The sequence below is a fragment of the Mesorhizobium sp. M0833 genome (assembly GCF_040319905.1).
Taxonomy (GTDB): domain Bacteria; phylum Pseudomonadota; class Alphaproteobacteria; order Rhizobiales; family Rhizobiaceae; genus Mesorhizobium.
Genome location: NZ_JAMYOQ010000010.1, coordinates 102,906 through 119,029, shown reverse-complemented (window position 1 = coordinate 119,029; position 16,124 = coordinate 102,906). Strand labels below are relative to the sequence as shown.

Sequence of the window (16,124 nt, the reverse complement as noted above, 5' to 3'; positions counted from 1 at the left end):
TGTTCTGGATGAGCAGGGGCCGCATCGGCTCCTGCTCATCCATCATGCTCGCGGCAAAAGATCGGCCCTGCCGGCCTCGATGAAGGGCGCCCAATAGCCGACCGACTCGCGGATCATGGCGATGACCTGGTGGTCGACGGGCTCGCGCTCGCGGAACGACAATTCGAGGCAGATCTCGTTGTCGACGCCGCCGCCACGGCGAATCGTCTCCAGCAGCTTTTCCGGTGTGATGCGGCCGTCCTTGTTGTGGGCGGCAATGAACGGCCAATGGCCACCCTTGTTCATCGACGACTGCTTGACGTGGATGATCGGCGATTGCTTTGGAAAGGCTTCGGCCCAGGCATAAGGGTCGATGTCGTCCGGATTACTCGACGTCACGTCGCCATGGTCGATGTCGACCATCATCTTGAGCGGGATCGCCATGCCGGCGGCATCGATCTCGCGCTGCAGCGTCCGGCAGCTCTCGATCGTATGGCCGAACTCGCGGCCGACCGACATCGGCTCCCAGAACAGGTAGATCAAGCCGGCGGCCTGGGCATGCTCGGCAACCTCACGCCAGCACGCTAGCGCGATGTCGAAAAGCCGCGCGCGACGTTCAGGATCGTCGTAATCCCGGTGGGTGAAGATCGCGAACTGCGTACCCATGCCGCCGGCGCCGAGCTCGGCCGAAATTTCGGCAAAGGTCTTGAACCAGTCGACGTAGTAGCGCCGCACGTCGGCATCGGGATGGCCGAAATGATTGAGCCGACCGTAAGGGCCGGTCATCGCCGAGGTCACGCGCACCCCGGTGCGGTTGAGAGCGGAGCGGAACAGGCGGGTGAATTTGGCGATCGTTGCCGCCGGCCAGCCGGGATTGATGAATTCATGCGTGAGCTGCACGTCGCGGATGCCGATGTCGTAGGCAATCGTATCGATCAGGTCGTCCGGCTCGGCAAAACGGTTGACCAGCGGATTGGTGTTGAGGGACAGCGTAAAGGCCATCAGCCCGCCTTCGCCAGGCGATTCGAACACCAGTCCTCGAACGCTTCTCTTTCCGCGGCGGACAGATGCAGGCCGTGCTTGGTGCGTCGTTCGAGAATATCGGCCGCGGTCTCGGCCCATTCGTGCTCGAGCAGGTAGTTGGCTTCGCGCTCGAAAAAATCCTTGCCGAAGCGCCGGCCCAGTTCGGCGAGCGAACCGGCCGCGCCGACCAGATCACGCGTCCTTGTGCCATAGAGCCGGCCATAGTGCTTGACCAGGGAGGCGGGCATCCAGGGATATTCGTGGCCGAGGTCACCGAGGAACTGCTCGAAATCGGCATTGGCGATATCGCCGCCCGGCAGATGCCCTTTCGAGGTCCACGGCTTGCCCATCTTCGGAAAGAACGGGGCGATGCGGTCCAGCGCGTGCTCGGCCAATTTGCGGAAGGTGGTGATCTTGCCGCCGAAGACGGAAAGCAGCGGCGCCTGCCCTGCCGAAGCGTCGAGTTCGAAAATATAATCGCGGGTCACCGCACTCGGATTGTCGGCATTGTCGTCATAGAGCGGCCTGACGCCGGAAAACGAATGAACGACGTCGCTGCGCGCAAGCTGGCGCTTGAAGTAGCGGTTGACCACCTTGATCAGATAATCGATCTCGCCGGCATCCGCGGTCACGTCTTCCGGCCGCCCGTCATAGGGGATGTCGGTGGTGCCGATCAGCGCCAGATCGTTCTGGTAGGGATTGATGAAGATCACGCGCTTGTCGCTGTTTTGGACGAGATAGGCCTGTCGCCCTTCCCAGAATTTTGGCACGACAATGTGGCTGCCCTTGACCAGGCGCACGTTCCGCTTGGAGTTCTGGCCGGCCACGCGGTTGACGATGTCGTTGACCCAGGGACCGCCGGCGTTGATCAGCGCCCGTGCCCGGACTGTGGTCCTGACGCCGGTTCGACCGTCGCGCATCTCCACCGACCACAGGCCGCTTTCGCGACGGGCGGCAATGCAGGCGGTTCGGGTGAATATCTTGGCCCCACGCTCCGCGGCGTCGAGCGCGTTGATGACGACCAGGCGGGCGTCGTCGACCCAGCAGTCGGAATATTCGAAGCCGCGCTTGAAGGCGTCCTTGATCGGCGCGCCTTCGGGTGCGGTGCGCAGGTCGAGCGTGCGGGTGGCCGGCAGCCGCTTGCGGCCGCCAAGGTGATCGTAGAGGAACAGGCCGAGCCGGACCAGCCAGGCCGGCCGGTCATCGGGGCTGTGCGGCAGCACGAAGCGCATAGGCCAGATGATGTGCGGCGCGGATTCGAGCAGCACCTCGCGCTCGATCAGCGCCTCCCGCACCAGGCGGAACTCGTAATATTCGAGATAGCGCAAACCGCCATGAACGAGCTTTCCCGATCGCGAACTGGTGCCTTCGGCGAGATCGCCTTTTTCGCAAAGAATGACCGACAGGCCCCGGCCCGCCGCATCGCGCGCGATTCCGGCGCCATTGACGCCGCCGCCGATGACGAAGAGGTCGACGATTTCGGTTTCACCGTTCATCTCGCTCTATGCCCTGTCGTCAGCATGGATTGACCGGAGGCAGACCGGCGATGAAGCGGCGCACTTCCTCGGCCGCCTGCTCGGCCGCATAAGTCACCGTGCGCACCGACGCGCCGGCGATATGCGGCGTCAGTGTCACGTTCGGCAGCTGCAGCAAGGGCCAGTCGGCTGGCACCGGCTCGACGGCGAACGTCTCCAACATGGCACTGCCGATCTGTCCCGAGACGAGCGCCTCGTAGAGTGCATCGTAGTCGACCAGCGGTCCCCGCGCTGTATTGACGAAGATTACGCCTGGCTTCATCCGTGCAATAGCGTCCTTGCCGATGAGGCCCCGCGTCTCTTCGGTGACCCGGGAATGCAGCGTGACCACATCGGAGCGCGACAGCAGATCGTCCAGCGCTACCAGCTCGACGCCGGCATTGCGGTCCTCGACGCTCAACTGCACATAGGGATCGGAGACCAGGATGCGACAGCCGAAAGCACGCAGCAGCCGAACCAGCCTGGTGCCGATATTGCCATAGCCGATGACGCCAACGGTCATTTCGTTGAGCTCGCGGCCGGTGCGGTCGGCGCGGTAGAGATCGCCGCGCCACTCGCCCTTGCGCAAGGCTTCGTGGCCGACACGGATCAGCCGCGTTTCGGCGAGAATGGCACCGATGGTGAACTCGGCCACCGCGCTGGCGTTGCGGCCGGGCACATTGACCACCGTGATGCCATGGGCCTTGGCGGCAGCCATGTCGATGTTGATCGGACCGCCGCGCGACACCGCAACCAGCTTGAGTGTGGGCAGGCGCTGCATCATGGCTTCGGAGAGCGGCGCAAGCTGGGTAACAAAAATTTCGGCATCGCCGATAAAATCGACCACCTCGTCCGGATCGCCGAAATACTCCTTGACCTTGTCGAGGCCGAGCGCCGCATTGCCGAATTGCATCGGCTCGTCGGGCCAAGCGGTCTCAACGGTGCGGATGTCTAGATTGTCGCCGCAGGCCGCCTCGATTTTCTCGCGAAACACGTCCGGAAGCATGAAGCGGTCGCCGATGATCGCAATTTTCTTGGGCATGCTCTTCTCAATTCACGTCGGTTTGCCTGGACGCGGCCAGCGAACGCCAGACCGGCCGCAGCGCCTCGTGCGCCAATGTGTAGGACGGAGCCATCGCCTCATAAGCAGCGGCAAGCTTTCGGTCGCTGGGCTCGGCCGCACGGAGCAACGGTGTGACCCATTCACTGACGCAATCGTCCATCGATGCGTACTGGCCGACGCAGACCGCAGCAATCATTGCGGCGCCCGCCGCACCGGCCTCCTCGCGCTCGCTGGTGCGAATGTCGGCGCCGATCGCAGCACCCAGGATATTGCGCAGCGCCGGGCTCCTGGCCGCTCCGCCGGTCAGGCGGATTTCCTTGGGCAGCGGCCCCATGGCGGCGTAGCAATCGCGTGCCGCGAAAGCCAGCCCCTCGAACACAGCACGAACCATATCGGCATAGCCGTGCCTGGACGAAATGCCGATGAAGCCGGCCCGGGCATTGGCATCGACGAACGGGCCGCGCTCGCCGGCCTCCGAGACATAAGGCTGGTAGAGCAACGAGCCTGGCTCGGACGACGATATCCACTGGTCGACCAGCGCGATCATCTCGCCATTTGTCCGTGTGATACCTTGCGAGGCGAGAATGCCGGAGGCGAGGCCAAGGACCCAGTCAATATTGAGTGTTGCCGCCATGTTCGACTGCATCTGCGCAAAGACGCCCGGCGCCGGCATCGTCATCGTGTAGCCGGTTGCAGCCTCGTTGAGCAGAACCTCCTCCGGCGTTTCGGCAAGCCGCATATGCATTCCGGTGGAGCCAATGATCGAGCATCCCGGCTTGCGCTCGCGATCGAACAGGCCGGCGCCAAGCGCCGTGCAGGCGACATCGACATAGGCCAGAACGACCGGTGTGCCGGCGAGCAGACCGGTCGCTTTGGCGGCTGCCGCCGACAGCGAGGTGCTTTGCCTGGTGCCATCGACGATGGGCGGCAGTAGATGCCGGAGATCGGTGACGCCGAGTACCTCGAGTACATCATCTGAATAGCCGCGCGTGCGGAAATCGCCGAAGGTAAAGGTGCCCTCGGACGGGTCGGTGGCGCGGTGGCCGGTCAACTTGAAATAGAGCCAGTCCTTGCAGTGGAAGGCCGTCGCTGCATTGGCAAGCATCGCGGGTATGTGGCGCTTCATGAAGACGAACTGCGATCCTTGCTGGCAGGCAGCGAGCCCGCTGCCGGTCTTTTCGAAGCGCAGCCGGTCCTCGGGCCGCGCGCGTATCTCCTCGACGACCGCGGCAGCGCGCGCGTCGAGCCACAGCCAGCCCTTGGCCACCGGCTCACCATCCTTGTCGATCAGCCAGGTGCCGTCGCCCTGCCCGGTCACGGCGATGGCAATGGTCCGGCTGGCGAGATCCGGCACTTTGTTGGCAAGCTCGCGCAAGGTCGTCGCGGTATCGGCCCAGGTGCGTGTCAGGTCCTGCTCGGCGCCGCCGCCCGGCAGTGTCTCGTACTTGTTGGGCAGTGCGGCGGCCGCGATCTGCCTGCCCGCCGTGTCGAAGGCGACGGATTTGATGACAGACGTGCCGGCGTCGACGCCGATCAGCACATCCCGCATCAGGCAAGCTCCGTGCCGTGCGAAATGGCGTCACCGCTCGCCTGATCGAAGACGTGCAGGTTCTTTGGATCGATGCTGACCTTGATCGGCGCCCCGAGCTCCAGGCGGGTCCGGTCATGCTCGACCAGAACCAGCGAACCGCCGGCGAAATCGGCGGCGATATGGGTCTGATCGCCGAGCCATTGATTGGCCGAAACCGTGGCCGGCACGCCGTCCTTGGAGCGGCGGACAGCATAAGGCCTGACGCCGATGACGACGCGCTGCCGGTTGAGCAATTCGTCGCGAACCGGGCCGCTGAAGGCATCCTTGTCGTAGTCGAGCGAAAGCCCGTCGGGCAGCTTGAGACTGATCTTGCCGTCAGTCGCGCCGACATAGGCTTCGAAGACATTCATTGGCGGCTCGCCAACGAAGGTGCCGGTGAACAGGTTTGCCGGCCGCTCCTTGATCCTGTCAGGCGTATCGAACTGCTGCAGCACGCCGCCTTCCATAACGGCAATACGGTCGGCCAGCGCATTGGCCTCCGTCTGGTCGTGGGTGACCAGGATCGCGGTCAGGCCGCGCTCCTTGATGAAGTGCTTGATGCGGCCGCGCAGCACAGCGCGAAGCTGCGGCTCGAGTTGGCCCATCGGCTCGTCCAGCAGGTGCAGGTTGGCTTCGCGGATCAGCGCCCGGCCGAGGCTGGCGCGCTGCTGCTGGCCGCCGGAGATCGAGCTCGGATAGCGCTCGAGAATGTCCTCGATCTCAAGCAGCTTGGCGATATGAGCAACCTTTGCATCGACCGCGCTCTTAGCCAGCCTGGCAGCCTTGAGGGCGAAGGCCATGTTCTCGCGCACGGTCAGCGGCGGGTAGAGCGAATAGCCCTCGAAGGCCATCGCGACGTTGCGCTTAACCGGCGGCAACGTGTGCACCTTGCGGCCGGCAACCGAGATTGTGCCGCGCGAGACCTCTTCGAAGCCTGCGATCATGCGCAATGTCGAGGTCTTGCCGCAGCCGGATGAGCCGAGCAGTGCCACGATCTCGCCCTTGGCGATTTCCATCGTCAGGTTCTTGACGGCGTGCACGCCGCGGTCGATCGGACCGTAGAACTTGTCGACGCCCGAAATGGTGATTGCGCTCGGGCTCATGCCGCTTCTCCACTGCGCAAATTGACGACATTTTTCGAGCCGATGCGCTCGCCGCTTGCACGATCGAACAGCAGGGCGCTTTTGCTGTCGACAGCGATATGCGCCCTGCCCTCGGATTGACCCGGTATCCCGGACGGACGCGAAACCAGGATTTCACGGCCGCGCACGGTGCGCACCAGGGTGACGATCTTCTCGTTGAGCGGCGTCTCGGCCTCGACCGTCACCGGGATGGCGCCGGACGTGCCTTCGTCAACAAAGGCCAGCGCCTCCGGCCGCAAGCCGATCACGCAGTCACGGCCGACCGCCGCCTCATGCGCGCCGGCCAGATGGACCTGGACATTGGACAGGCCGACATAGACGCCCTTGGCATCCCGGGACGGCTTGACGTCGAGCAGGTTGATGGTCGGGTCGCCGAACAGCCGGGCGATCTCGACGTTGGCCGGCTCGCGATAGATCTGTTCGGGTGTGCCTAGCTGTTTCACGACGCCTTGCGACATCACTGCGATGCGATCGCCAAGCGCCATCGCTTCCTTGTAGTCCTGGGTGACGTAGACAACAGTTGCGCCACGATCGGCGAGCAGTCTTGGCAGTTCGAGCCGCATTTCGAAGCGCAATTTGGCATCGACGTTGCGCAAGGGATCATCGAGCAGCAGAAGCGGCGGCGAGCCGACCAGGGCGCGGGCAAGCGCAGTGCGCTGCTTCTGGCCGTTGGACAGCGCCCGCGGCTTGTGGCTGAGCACATGGCCGATCTTCAACAGCTTGCCGACGCTCTCGACGCCGGCCTTGATCGCGCCCTGCGACGAATGCTTCGCCTGCAGCGGCGTGGCGATGTTGTCGAACGCCGTCATATGCGGGAACAGCGCGAAGTTCTGGAATGCCATGCCGACGCCGCGGAACTCGGCGTCGACGTCGGTCATGTCCTCGCCGCCGATGAGGATCTTTCCCTCGTCGGGGTCGATGACGCCGGCGACCAGCCGCAATAGCACCGTCTTGCCGGCGCCGGACGGCCCGAACAGGACCAGCGTTTCGCCGTCGGCGACGGTCAGCGACAGGTTGTCGAGAACGGTCCGGCTTTTGTAGCGCTTGACGATGTTTCGCAGTTCGAGGCTTGCCATCGGACTATCCTTTCACCGCGCCAAGCGACAGGCCTTCGACGAGATAGCGCTGCGCATAAAGCGCGAGCGCGAGCGTCGGCGTGATCGACAGCACGATCGCGGCTGAGATCTGGCCGTACTGAATGCCGGAGGAGGTGATGAAAGCCAGGGCGCCGACCGTCACCGGCTGCTTGTCGGCCGAAGCGAGCACCAGCGCAAAGACGAAATTGTTCCAAGCGAAGATGAAGGCGAGCAGGCCGGCAGCGGCAATGCCCGGCCCGGCGAGCGGCAGCGCGATCTTGCGGAAGGTGGCAAACCAGGAATGGCCGGCAATGCGGTAGGCGTATTCGATGTCGGCCGGAATATCCTCGAAATAGCCGCGCACGATCCACAGGATCAGCGGCAGGCAGATCAGCTGGTAGACCCAGATCAGCCCGATATAGGTGTTGGCCAGCCCGAGCTTCTGGAAATAGAGGGTGAGCGGCAAAAGCACCAGCAGCGCCGGCGCGAACCGGAACGACAGCAGCGTGAAGGCGATGTCCTCCGAGCCACGGAATTTGTGCCGTGCAAAGGCATAGGCTGCGGGAACGCCGAGCAGCAGCGCGACGGCAACCGAGGTGACCGACAGGAAGACGGAATTCCAGAGATTGCGCATGAAGGCGATGTCGAGCGTGCCGGCTGCCGTCATCAGCTTGCCTGTGATCAAGGCGGTGTAGTTGGCGAGCGTCGGCTCGAAGACAAGCTGCGGCGGGATCCGCAGGATTGTCTCGTTGGTCTGGAACGACATCATCAGGATCCAGACGATCGGGAACATGAAGAAGATCACGACCAGCGCCAGGGCTATGCCACGCAGGATGCGTTCGAGAAGGGAGGTGTGTTCCATGCCAGCCTCCTATGCATGGCCGCGGGCGCGTTCGCGCAGCCGCAGCCAGTTCTTGATGAAAATGTTCGAGAGGAAATAGGTGATCGCCCACAGGATGATCATCAGTGCTGCCGAGCGGCCGACATTGGTCGACTGGAAGAAGTTGAGATAGGCCTCCACCTGGAAGACGGTCAGCGTATCGCCCGGCCCGCCTTGGGTCATGGCGTAGATGATGTCGAACTGCTGGATTGAATCGAGCAGGCGGAACAGCGTCGCTGTCAGGATATAGGGGGTCAGCATCGGCAGGGTGATGCGGAAGAAGACGAAGCTGCGCGGCACGCCGTCGAGTGCTGCCGCCTCGAAGGGCTGCGTCGGCAGGCTGCGCAGTCCGGCAAGCAGCAGGATCATGATGAAAGGCGTGTAGACCCAGATGTCGACAAGGACGACGGTGAGCAATGCCGTCGACGGAGACGAGGCCCAGCGGAAATCCTGCAGCCCGATCAGGCTAGCGAGATAGCTGAGCACACCGAAGCCGGGATTGGTCATCAGCTTCCACATCAGCGCGGCGAGCGCCGGCGCCGTCATCAGCGGCATCAACAGCATGATCGAGATGAAGTTGTTTAACGTCGAGCGCTTCTGCAGCAGCATGGCGATGCCGAGACCGAGAAGCAGCTCGAGCACGACGGTGATGCCGGCGTAGAGCAGCGAAATCTCCAGCGTGTTCCAGAACTTCGGGTCGGTGAAGAAGGAGATATAGTTGTCGCCCCAGTTGAACTGCCGCGCCCAGGGCTGGCTCAACCGGTAGCGCTGGAACGAATAGACCACCGAGGTCAGGAACGGGATCAGGATTCCGATGCAGACCAGCAGGGCCGGCAGGCTGAGGAGGTAAGGCAGCACACGCTTGCTGATCCTGAAGCCCGACGGCCTGTTTCTTTGTATTGTCGCCGCAGTCATCTGCTGCTCCGTCATCCTGTTGCTTCGCCGTCCCGACCGCCCAAGGGAGCAAGGCGGCCGGTCGGGCGAGCAGGCGGCACCTTTCGGGACCGCGTCGCAAACGTATCACATCTCAAAGGCTGGCCCGCGACGGGCCAGCCTTTGCCGCGGCTTAGCCGAGCCCGGCTTCCTTGAGCTGGCCGTTGATGCTCTCGGCCAGCTTGTCGAGGCCCTCGTCGACCGGCACTTCCTTGGCCACCATCTTCTGCAGCGTCGCCGCCCATTCGGTGGTGAGATCGAAGAACAGCGGCTGCGGAGTGAACTTGATGCTGGCGCCCGGCGCCGAGACATCGAACATCTCGACATAACCGGGATAGCTCTTGTTCAACTTGTCCCGGAACATCTGGTCGTTCCAGACCGACTGGCGGACCGGATTGACGAAGTCCATCTTGGTCGCACCGAACAGTGCATGCTCGGGTCCGGATGCCCATTGCATGAAGTACCAGGTGGCGTCCTTGTCCTTGGAGAAGTTGGACATCGACAGCGACCAGATCCAGATATTGGGCGTCGGTGCCTTGGCGGCGGGATTGGCCTTGAACGCCGCGAAGGCGAGCTTGCCGGCCATCTTGTTATCGCCACCATTCATGAAGTAGCCGAGAATGTCGGCATCGTAGATCATCGCCGAGGCGCCTGCACCGAGATCGGTGCCGACCTGGTACCAGGTGTAGGTCGACCAGTCCTTCGGGCCGCTCTCCTGAATCATCTGGACCCACTGTTTGTGGAAAGCCTTGGATTCGGCGGTGCTCATCGCGGCCGACAGCTTGCCGTCAGCCGAGACGTTCAGGTCCTTCTGGTCGAAATTGGCGTAGGCCGACAGGAAGCCCGGGTGGATCGTCGCCCAGGAGCGCGAGCCGCGCACGCCGATGCCGTAAACGCCACCGCCGACGTCCTTGGTGAGCTTCGCCGCCGTAGCGACCATCTCATCCATATTGCCGGGAACGCTGACGCCGACCTTGTCGAACATGCCCTTGTTGTAGGTGATGTTGTTCTGTTCGAAGCCCCACGGGATGCACCACTGCTTGGCGTCGTCGGAACCGAGCACTCCGCCAGGCTGGCCGTTCCAGGCGCAGGACTTCCTGACGCCGGGCAGGAAGTCGTCCCAGGCATATTTCGGGTTGGTCTTGGCCGAATCCTTGATCCATTCGTTGAGGTCGGTGATCCAGCCGGCCGGGCCGTAGGTCCAGGTCATGTAGGCGCCGGTCATGAAGGCATCGTATTCGGGCGAGCTGGCCGACAGCGCGGCGGTGACCTTGTCGAAATAGACGTCTTCGGGGAACACGTCATAGACGACATTCATGCCGGTCAACTGCTTGAAATTGTCGAGGTTGGCGATCATCGCATCGGCGTAAGGATGCTTGTTGAGCAACAGCTTGATGGTCTTGCCCTTATGCGCCTGCCAGTCGAAATCAGCCGCCAGGGCGCGGGTCTGCCCGAAATTGAGCAGTGTGCCGGCGGTGCTGGCGGCAAGGCCCATTGCACCGAGGCCCTTGATCAGCCCACGGCGGTCGACTTGTCCACGCAGGAACGCGTCGATGAGGTCTTTCTCTTTCTCATGCATTTCTCTTCTCCTCCACAGGGTAGTTTCAACGAAATGGTTGCCGGCTACCCGACCGGCGTCTGTTCCACGAGCGATCGCGCCGTCCGCTCGTCAGTTATCAAGCCTTTGAGATAGCGGCCCTCCAGCACTGATTTGATGGCGCGAACCTTCACCTTGCCGCCTGCGACGGCGACAATCCTGCGGTTGCTGATGTCTTCGCGCGCCAGCGCCAGCGCCCGGTCGGAAAGCGTCGTCGCAACGGCCTTTCCGGCATCGTCGAAGAAATGCCCGAGCAGTTCGCCGACGCCGCCATTGCGGCGGATCTCCTCCATCTCGCCCTTCTCGATCATACCGGTGGCGACAAGCGAGGCCTCACGCTCGGCGGTGCCGATGCCGGCGATAAGCAAGTCGGCGGACTTGGCGAGGTCGAAGACATCGCTGACGCCCTTCTGCCCGAGCAACACGATTCGATCCTCGACCGTGTTGGCGAACATCGGTACGGGCATCACATAGGCCTCCGCACCGGTCCGTTCGGCGACGCGGTGGATGACGTCATGCGGATTGGCCGAGAACTTGCGCGTCAGGCCGCCAAGCAGCGAGACGAAACGGATCCGGCCGGCCGATATGCGCGGCAGATACTCCACGCAGGCGGCAAGCGTGCGGCCGTGGCCGACGCCGATCAGCGCCTCTTCGCCGCGTTCGATCTCGCGCTTGAGAAACTGCGCGCCGGCGATGCCGAGCGCCTTGAGCGGCAGGTCTTCGGCATCGAAGTCCGGAACCACCTCGCAATAGTCGAGGCCGTAGCGGCCGGACAACTCGTCCTCAAGCTCCACGCATTCGGAGACTTCGCCGTCGATATAGACTTTGACCAGGCCTTCCTGATTGGCCTTGGTGATCAAACGATGCGCCTTGAGGCTGGTCAGGCCGAGCCGCTTGGCGACCTCCGACTGCGTCAGGCCGCCGGCATAGTGAAGCCAGGCGGCACGGGCTGCCATACCTGTCTCATCGTCGCGCAGCAGGCCGTTACCAAAACCAACCATTTCCGCCCTTTGATATTTTTATCAGTTGCTGCAAAATTTTTCACAAGGCGTCGCCCGAGTCAAGCAACCGCTGCGTTTAAATCGCCGACCAGGAGCTTGCGGGCCGGGGTCGATAGGGCCGCGCTACCCAACGGGCAGGAAATCACACCAACCGCGCGCCATTTAAAACGTTTGCAATTTCGCTTGAAGTGATTACAAACGTTTCAAATTTCGTTCGGGAGGAACGATGCCGGCCCGCGTTACCACCCTCAAGGAACTTGCTGCGCAGCTCGGCCTGTCAATCACCACCGTTTCGCGGGCCCTTGCCGGCCACGAGCAGATCGCCTTGAAAACGCGCCAACGTGTCACCGAGGCCGCGCGCCTGGCCGGCTATGTGCCGAATACCGCAGCCCGCACGCTGGTCTCCGGCCGCAGCGGCTTTGTCGGCATGGTGCTGCCGATCCGCGGCCCCAATCTGGTCGATTCCTTCCTCGGCGAATTCGTCACAGGGCTCGGCGAAGGGCTGGTTTCGCACGGCTCCGACCTGATCCTGGCCGCAGCGGCGCAGGGCCAGTCGGAACTTTCCGTGCTTCGCCATGTCGTCGAATCGGGCCGCGCCGACGGGGTCGTCGTCACCCGTATCGCCGAGGTCGACGAGCGGCTTGCCTATTTGCGCCAACGCAATTTCCCTTTCGTCGCGCATGGCAGGCTGCTCGACGGCGACTTTGCCTACCATTGGCTCGATACCGATGGCGCACATGCTTTCGGCGAAGCCTTCGACATGCTCTACGACCTCGGACACCGGCATTTCGGCCTGGTGACGATTTCCGAGCCGATGACGTTTCGCCATCTTAGGCAGGATGGGCTCGCCGCCGCGATCGCCCGCCGGGGCGATCCGTCGGTCAGGCTCGATGTGGCGACGGCGCCGCGTTTCGATCGCGGTGCCCGCATCCAGGCGATCAACCGGCTGCTGCACGCTGCCGAGCGGCCGACGGCCATTGTCGCGCTGTTCGACGAGCTGGCGCTGACGGTCATAGAAGAGGCGGGGCGCGCCGGACTTGCCATTCCTCGCGACCTTTCGGTGATCGGCTTCGACAACATAGCCGCCTCCGCCTATGCGCCGCCGGGGCTGACCACTTTCGACGCCTCGATCCGCCAGTGCGCGCGCGAGATCGGCGAGATGCTGCTGACCGTCATCGGCGACAGGCCGACCACGCCGCTGACGCGGCTGGTGCGGCCGACACTTGTCTCGCGGGCAAGCCATGGCCCGGCACCTACAGGACGGAACTGACGCCTTAGCGGCGCACAACCAGGGAGGAAGATGACGATGAACGCGTTGAGGACATTGGCAGGTGCGGTGCTGGCGTTGTCGCTTGCTGCTGGCGCAGCACAAGCCCAGCAGGTGTTGTTCTGGTCGACACAGGCGCGACCAGTGGAAGAGACACAGAAGATGCGCAGCGAAGTGCTGAAGGGGTTTGACGGCCAGGTCGACTATCAGGTCGCCGAGGACGGGCCCTGGCTCACCCGCCTTCAGGCCGAACTGCAGGCCGGCTCCGGCACCATAGGTGTGCTCGGCGGCCTGCACGGAGACTTCTCCACCGTCGGCGCGAACCTTGTCGATCTCTCTGGCGTCGATCTCGGTGGCGTCAAGGTCAACGACACCTACAAGAAGCTCGGCATGCTCGGCACCGGCGAGCAGAAATACCTGCCATGGATGCAGGCCACCTTTCTGATGGCGGCAAACAAACAGGCGCTGCAATATCTGCCGGCCGGCACCGATCTCAACACCATCACTTATGACCAACTGATCGAGTGGACGAAAAACATCGCTGAAAAGACCGGTTCGCCCAAGTTCGGTTTTCCGGCCGGCCCGAAAGGGCTGAAGCATCGTTTCTTCGAGGGTTTTCTCCTTCCGTCCTATACCGGTTCGATGGTGACCAAGTTCCGCTCGGCGGAGGCCGAGACGGCGTGGAACAAATTCAAGGAGTTGTGGCAGTACACCAACCCGAATTCGACCAACTATGCCTTCATGCAGGAGCCGCTGCTGACCGGCGAAGTCTGGGTGGCATTCGATCACGTGGCGCGCCTCGCCGACGCCTTTAACCAGAAACCCAATGACTTCGTCGCCTTTCCGGCGCCGGCTGGCCCGGCAGGCCGCGGCTACATGCCGGTGGTGGCCGGTGTCGCTATCCCGAAGACCTCGCCTGACATGGACAAGGCCAAGGCGCTGGTCGCCTATATGCTGAAACCGGAAACCCAGATCGCGACGCTGAGGGCGACAAACTTCTTCCCCATCGTCGACGTCAAGCTGCCCGACGACATCCCGGCCTCGGTGAAGGCCTTCAGCCCAGTGATCGCCACCATGACCGGAGCTCCCGATGCGTTGCCGGCGCTACTGCCGATGGGACTTGGCGGCCTCGGCGGCAAGTTCAATCAGATCTACACCGACAGCTTCGAGCGCATCGTGCTCGGCGGGGAGGATGTGCACGGCGTGCTCGACGAACAGGCGACGGCGCTGAAGGCGATCATCGAACAGGCGAAGGCGCCGTGCTGGGCGCCCGACAAGCCATCGCAAGGCGCCTGCCCGGTCGATTAGGAATCCTCCCTGGGCGTCCGGATTTCCAGCGCGCCGGGCGCCCACCCGTTTTCAAGCGTCGAATAGAGAGCGCTCCATGCACGGCAAGGCCCTTCCCTATCTGCTGCTGATGCCGGCGACGCTGTTCCTCTGCGTCTTCTTCCTCTATCCGTTCGCGCTGGTCGCCTTCGAGGCGTTCACCCGCGACGGCGGCTTTACGCTCGACAATTTCCGCACCATGGCGGGCAGCTGGAAGTTTCCGGTCACTGTCCGCAACACGCTGCTGCTGAGCGCCATCGTCGTGCCGATCCAACTGGTGATGGCGCTGCTGATGGCAACGATGGTGTCGCGGCTTGAAACCGGACGCAGCGCTGCGCTTTACATCTTCGCTATTCCGCTCGGCATTTCCGATCTCGCCGCCGGACTGATCTGGCTCGCCATCTTCGACGAGTCCGGCTTCCTGAACACCTTGCTCTCCAATCTCGGCGTCATCCACAGGCCGGTTATGTTCCTCGGCTACCAGAGCAAGCTGATGATCTTCATCGCCGTGGCGCTGGCCGAGATCTGGCGCGCGACCGCCATCATGATGGTCATTCTGGTCGCCGGCATGGGGCTGATCCCCCGGGAATACTACGAGGCGGCGGAGGTTTTTGGCGCTAGCCCGTGGAAGCGCTTCATCAAGATCACGCTGCCTCTGCTGCGCCCAAGCCTGCAGACGGCGATCATCCTGCGCGTCATCCTTGCCTTTGAAGTCTTCGCCGTGGTTGCAGCACTCGGCGGCACCAATCTGCCGGTGCTGATGGGCGAGACCTACAACTGGCAGTTCACGCTGCAGGACCGCAATGTCGCCGCCGCCATGGCGCTGTTCATCCTCGCCATCTCGATCGGTTTCACGCTGTTCTTCCTGCGGGTGCTGCGTGTGCCGAAGGAGGCGCGGATATGAGCACGGTCGCGGAGCTCTCGATCGCCGCGCCTGAGGCCCGCAAAGCCGGTAACTGGTTGCTGGTCGCCACCGTCATCCTGCTTTGCGTCTGGGTGCTACTGCCGATCTATCTGTTGATCGTCAACGCGCTGTCGTCGCCGGAACAAGTGACCGCCTTTCCCAAGCGCTTCTTCCCGTCATTCGATTTCGGCAGCCTTTCTTTCTTCATCAATTTCGCCGGTGTCGCCAAGGCGCTGTGGAACTCCGTTCTCGTCGCCACGCTGACGATGCTCCTCTCGATCGGCTTCGGCGCACCCGCGGGCTACGCGCTGTCGCGCTTCGATTTCCCAGGCAAGGAAACGTTCCGTTTCCTCGTGCTGATGACCCGCGCCTTCCCGCTACCGCTGCTGGCGCTACCGCTGGCGGTGATGTTCATCCGCACCGGCCTCGACGACACCGCGATCGGGCTGGCGCTGGTCCACACCACGCTGGCGCTGCCGTTTGCCGTGCTGATCACCTTCTCGCTGTTCTCCGGCATCCCAGTCGAGCTGGAGGAAGCTGCCTGGACGCTCGGCTGCACGAGATTGCAGGCATTCCGAAAAGTCATTCTGCCGCTGGCGCTGCCGGGCATCGCGGCGTCGGCGGTGTTTGCCTTCACCATCTCCTGGAACGAGGTGTTTGCCGCCGCAGTGCTCACCATAGAGAACCGGACGCTGACCGCCTTCCTGCTGCAGAGCCTTGGCGAATCGCCGCTCTACCTCAAATTCGCCGGCGGTGCTGCCTTGGTTATCCCGGCGCTGATCTTCATCTTCGCCGTCCGCAAATATCTGTTCGCCATGTGGGGGATCGCCAATCGATGACGCGCACAAA

Annotated in this window: 14 protein-coding genes; 4 read left to right on the top strand and 10 right to left on the bottom strand. The window is 63.1% G+C overall.

Annotation, left to right across the window (positions count from 1 at the left end):
- Positions 1 to 42 precede the first annotated feature (42 nt).
- The 10 genes from NKH98_RS13980 to NKH98_RS13935 all read right to left on the bottom strand — a co-directional run bounded on the left by NKH98_RS13980 (position 43) and on the right by NKH98_RS13935 (position 11,778).
- Complete coding sequence (locus NKH98_RS13980; protein ID WP_352505459.1) at positions 43 to 981, bottom strand: sugar phosphate isomerase/epimerase family protein; 939 nt, start codon at positions 979 to 981, stop codon at positions 43 to 45.
- Positions 981 to 2,498 (bottom strand): glycerol-3-phosphate dehydrogenase, encoded by a 1,518-nt coding sequence (locus tag NKH98_RS13975; protein ID WP_352899185.1) that lies wholly within the window; start codon positions 2,496 to 2,498, stop codon positions 981 to 983. Before NKH98_RS13975 ends, NKH98_RS13980 begins: the two co-directional genes overlap by 1 nt.
- A 19-nt stretch (positions 2,499 to 2,517) precedes the next feature.
- Positions 2,518 to 3,558, bottom strand: coding sequence for a 2-hydroxyacid dehydrogenase (locus tag NKH98_RS13970; RefSeq protein ID WP_352701794.1), 1,041 nt, complete (start codon positions 3,556 to 3,558; stop codon positions 2,518 to 2,520).
- Between the two features lie 7 nt (positions 3,559 to 3,565).
- Positions 3,566 to 5,128, bottom strand: coding sequence for an FGGY-family carbohydrate kinase (locus tag NKH98_RS13965; protein ID WP_352899183.1), 1,563 nt, complete (start codon positions 5,126 to 5,128; stop codon positions 3,566 to 3,568).
- Positions 5,128 to 6,252, bottom strand: a complete 1,125-nt coding sequence (locus NKH98_RS13960) for an ABC transporter ATP-binding protein (RefSeq protein ID WP_352899181.1) — start codon at positions 6,250 to 6,252, stop codon at positions 5,128 to 5,130. Before NKH98_RS13960 ends, NKH98_RS13965 begins: the two co-directional genes overlap by 1 nt.
- Entirely contained in the window at positions 6,249 to 7,367 is a 1,119-nt protein-coding gene (locus tag NKH98_RS13955) for an ABC transporter ATP-binding protein (protein ID WP_352899179.1), read from the bottom strand. Before NKH98_RS13955 ends, NKH98_RS13960 begins: the two co-directional genes overlap by 4 nt.
- 4 nt (positions 7,368 to 7,371) lie before the next feature.
- The gene (locus NKH98_RS13950; RefSeq protein WP_023676025.1) at positions 7,372 to 8,229 is read right to left on the bottom strand and encodes a carbohydrate ABC transporter permease; all 858 of its coding nucleotides are present in this window, start codon (positions 8,227 to 8,229) and stop codon (positions 7,372 to 7,374) included.
- A 9-nt stretch (positions 8,230 to 8,238) separates the two neighbouring features.
- Positions 8,239 to 9,162, bottom strand: a complete 924-nt coding sequence (locus tag NKH98_RS13945; protein WP_254818724.1) for a carbohydrate ABC transporter permease — start codon at positions 9,160 to 9,162, stop codon at positions 8,239 to 8,241.
- Positions 9,163 to 9,313: 151 nt separating this feature from the next.
- Positions 9,314 to 10,759, bottom strand: a complete 1,446-nt coding sequence (locus NKH98_RS13940; RefSeq protein ID WP_352645344.1) for an ABC transporter substrate-binding protein — start codon at positions 10,757 to 10,759, stop codon at positions 9,314 to 9,316.
- A gap of 44 nt (positions 10,760 to 10,803) precedes the next feature.
- Positions 10,804 to 11,778: a sugar-binding transcriptional regulator gene (locus NKH98_RS13935; RefSeq protein ID WP_352899178.1), complete on the bottom strand. Its 975-nt coding sequence runs from the start codon at positions 11,776 to 11,778 to the stop codon at positions 10,804 to 10,806.
- Positions 11,779 to 12,004: 226 nt separating this feature from the next.
- Here NKH98_RS13935 and NKH98_RS13930 point away from each other — a divergent pair, with 226 nt between their 5' ends.
- The 4 genes from NKH98_RS13930 to NKH98_RS13915 all read left to right on the top strand — a co-directional run bounded on the left by NKH98_RS13930 (position 12,005) and on the right by NKH98_RS13915 (position 16,114).
- On the top strand, positions 12,005 to 13,048 hold the full coding sequence (locus tag NKH98_RS13930) for a LacI family DNA-binding transcriptional regulator (RefSeq protein WP_352645342.1): 1,044 nt from the start codon (positions 12,005 to 12,007) through the stop codon (positions 13,046 to 13,048).
- Between the two features lie 36 nt (positions 13,049 to 13,084).
- Complete coding sequence (locus NKH98_RS13925; RefSeq protein WP_352899175.1) at positions 13,085 to 14,353, top strand: ABC transporter substrate-binding protein; 1,269 nt, start codon at positions 13,085 to 13,087, stop codon at positions 14,351 to 14,353.
- 76 nt (positions 14,354 to 14,429) lie between these two features.
- Positions 14,430 to 15,275: a carbohydrate ABC transporter permease gene (locus tag NKH98_RS13920; protein WP_352899173.1), complete on the top strand. Its 846-nt coding sequence runs from the start codon at positions 14,430 to 14,432 to the stop codon at positions 15,273 to 15,275.
- A complete protein-coding gene (locus NKH98_RS13915; protein WP_254818730.1) occupies positions 15,272 to 16,114 on the top strand; it encodes a carbohydrate ABC transporter permease in 843 nt (280 codons plus the stop codon). The genes NKH98_RS13920 and NKH98_RS13915 overlap by 4 nt, the downstream gene beginning before the upstream one ends.
- Positions 16,115 to 16,124 lie beyond the last annotated feature (10 nt).

Excerpts from the sequence above, each read along its gene's own strand:
- NKH98_RS13920 (WP_352899173.1), top strand. The coding sequence starts at position 14,430 with ATGCACGGCAAGGCCCTTCCCTATCTGCTGCTGATGCCGGCGACGCTG.
- NKH98_RS13925 (WP_352899175.1), top strand. The coding sequence starts at position 13,085 with ATGAACGCGTTGAGGACATTGGCAGGTGCGGTGCTGGCGTTGTCGCTT.
- NKH98_RS13975 (WP_352899185.1), bottom strand. The coding sequence starts at position 2,498 with ATGAACGGTGAAACCGAAATCGTCGACCTCTTCGTCATCGGCGGCGGC.
- NKH98_RS13950 (WP_023676025.1), bottom strand. The coding sequence starts at position 8,229 with ATGGAACACACCTCCCTTCTCGAACGCATCCTGCGTGGCATAGCCCTG.
- NKH98_RS13915 (WP_254818730.1), top strand. The coding sequence starts at position 15,272 with ATGAGCACGGTCGCGGAGCTCTCGATCGCCGCGCCTGAGGCCCGCAAA.
- NKH98_RS13935 (WP_352899178.1), bottom strand. The coding sequence starts at position 11,778 with ATGGTTGGTTTTGGTAACGGCCTGCTGCGCGACGATGAGACAGGTATG.
- NKH98_RS13945 (WP_254818724.1), bottom strand. The coding sequence starts at position 9,162 with ATGACTGCGGCGACAATACAAAGAAACAGGCCGTCGGGCTTCAGGATC.
- NKH98_RS13980 (WP_352505459.1), bottom strand. The coding sequence starts at position 981 with ATGGCCTTTACGCTGTCCCTCAACACCAATCCGCTGGTCAACCGTTTT.
- NKH98_RS13930 (WP_352645342.1), top strand. The coding sequence starts at position 12,005 with ATGCCGGCCCGCGTTACCACCCTCAAGGAACTTGCTGCGCAGCTCGGC.
- NKH98_RS13955 (WP_352899179.1), bottom strand. The coding sequence starts at position 7,367 with ATGGCAAGCCTCGAACTGCGAAACATCGTCAAGCGCTACAAAAGCCGG.
- NKH98_RS13965 (WP_352899183.1), bottom strand. The coding sequence starts at position 5,128 with ATGCGGGATGTGCTGATCGGCGTCGACGCCGGCACGTCTGTCATCAAA.
- NKH98_RS13960 (WP_352899181.1), bottom strand. The coding sequence starts at position 6,252 with ATGAGCCCGAGCGCAATCACCATTTCGGGCGTCGACAAGTTCTACGGT.
- NKH98_RS13970 (WP_352701794.1), bottom strand. The coding sequence starts at position 3,558 with ATGCCCAAGAAAATTGCGATCATCGGCGACCGCTTCATGCTTCCGGAC.
- NKH98_RS13940 (WP_352645344.1), bottom strand. The coding sequence starts at position 10,759 with ATGCATGAGAAAGAGAAAGACCTCATCGACGCGTTCCTGCGTGGACAA.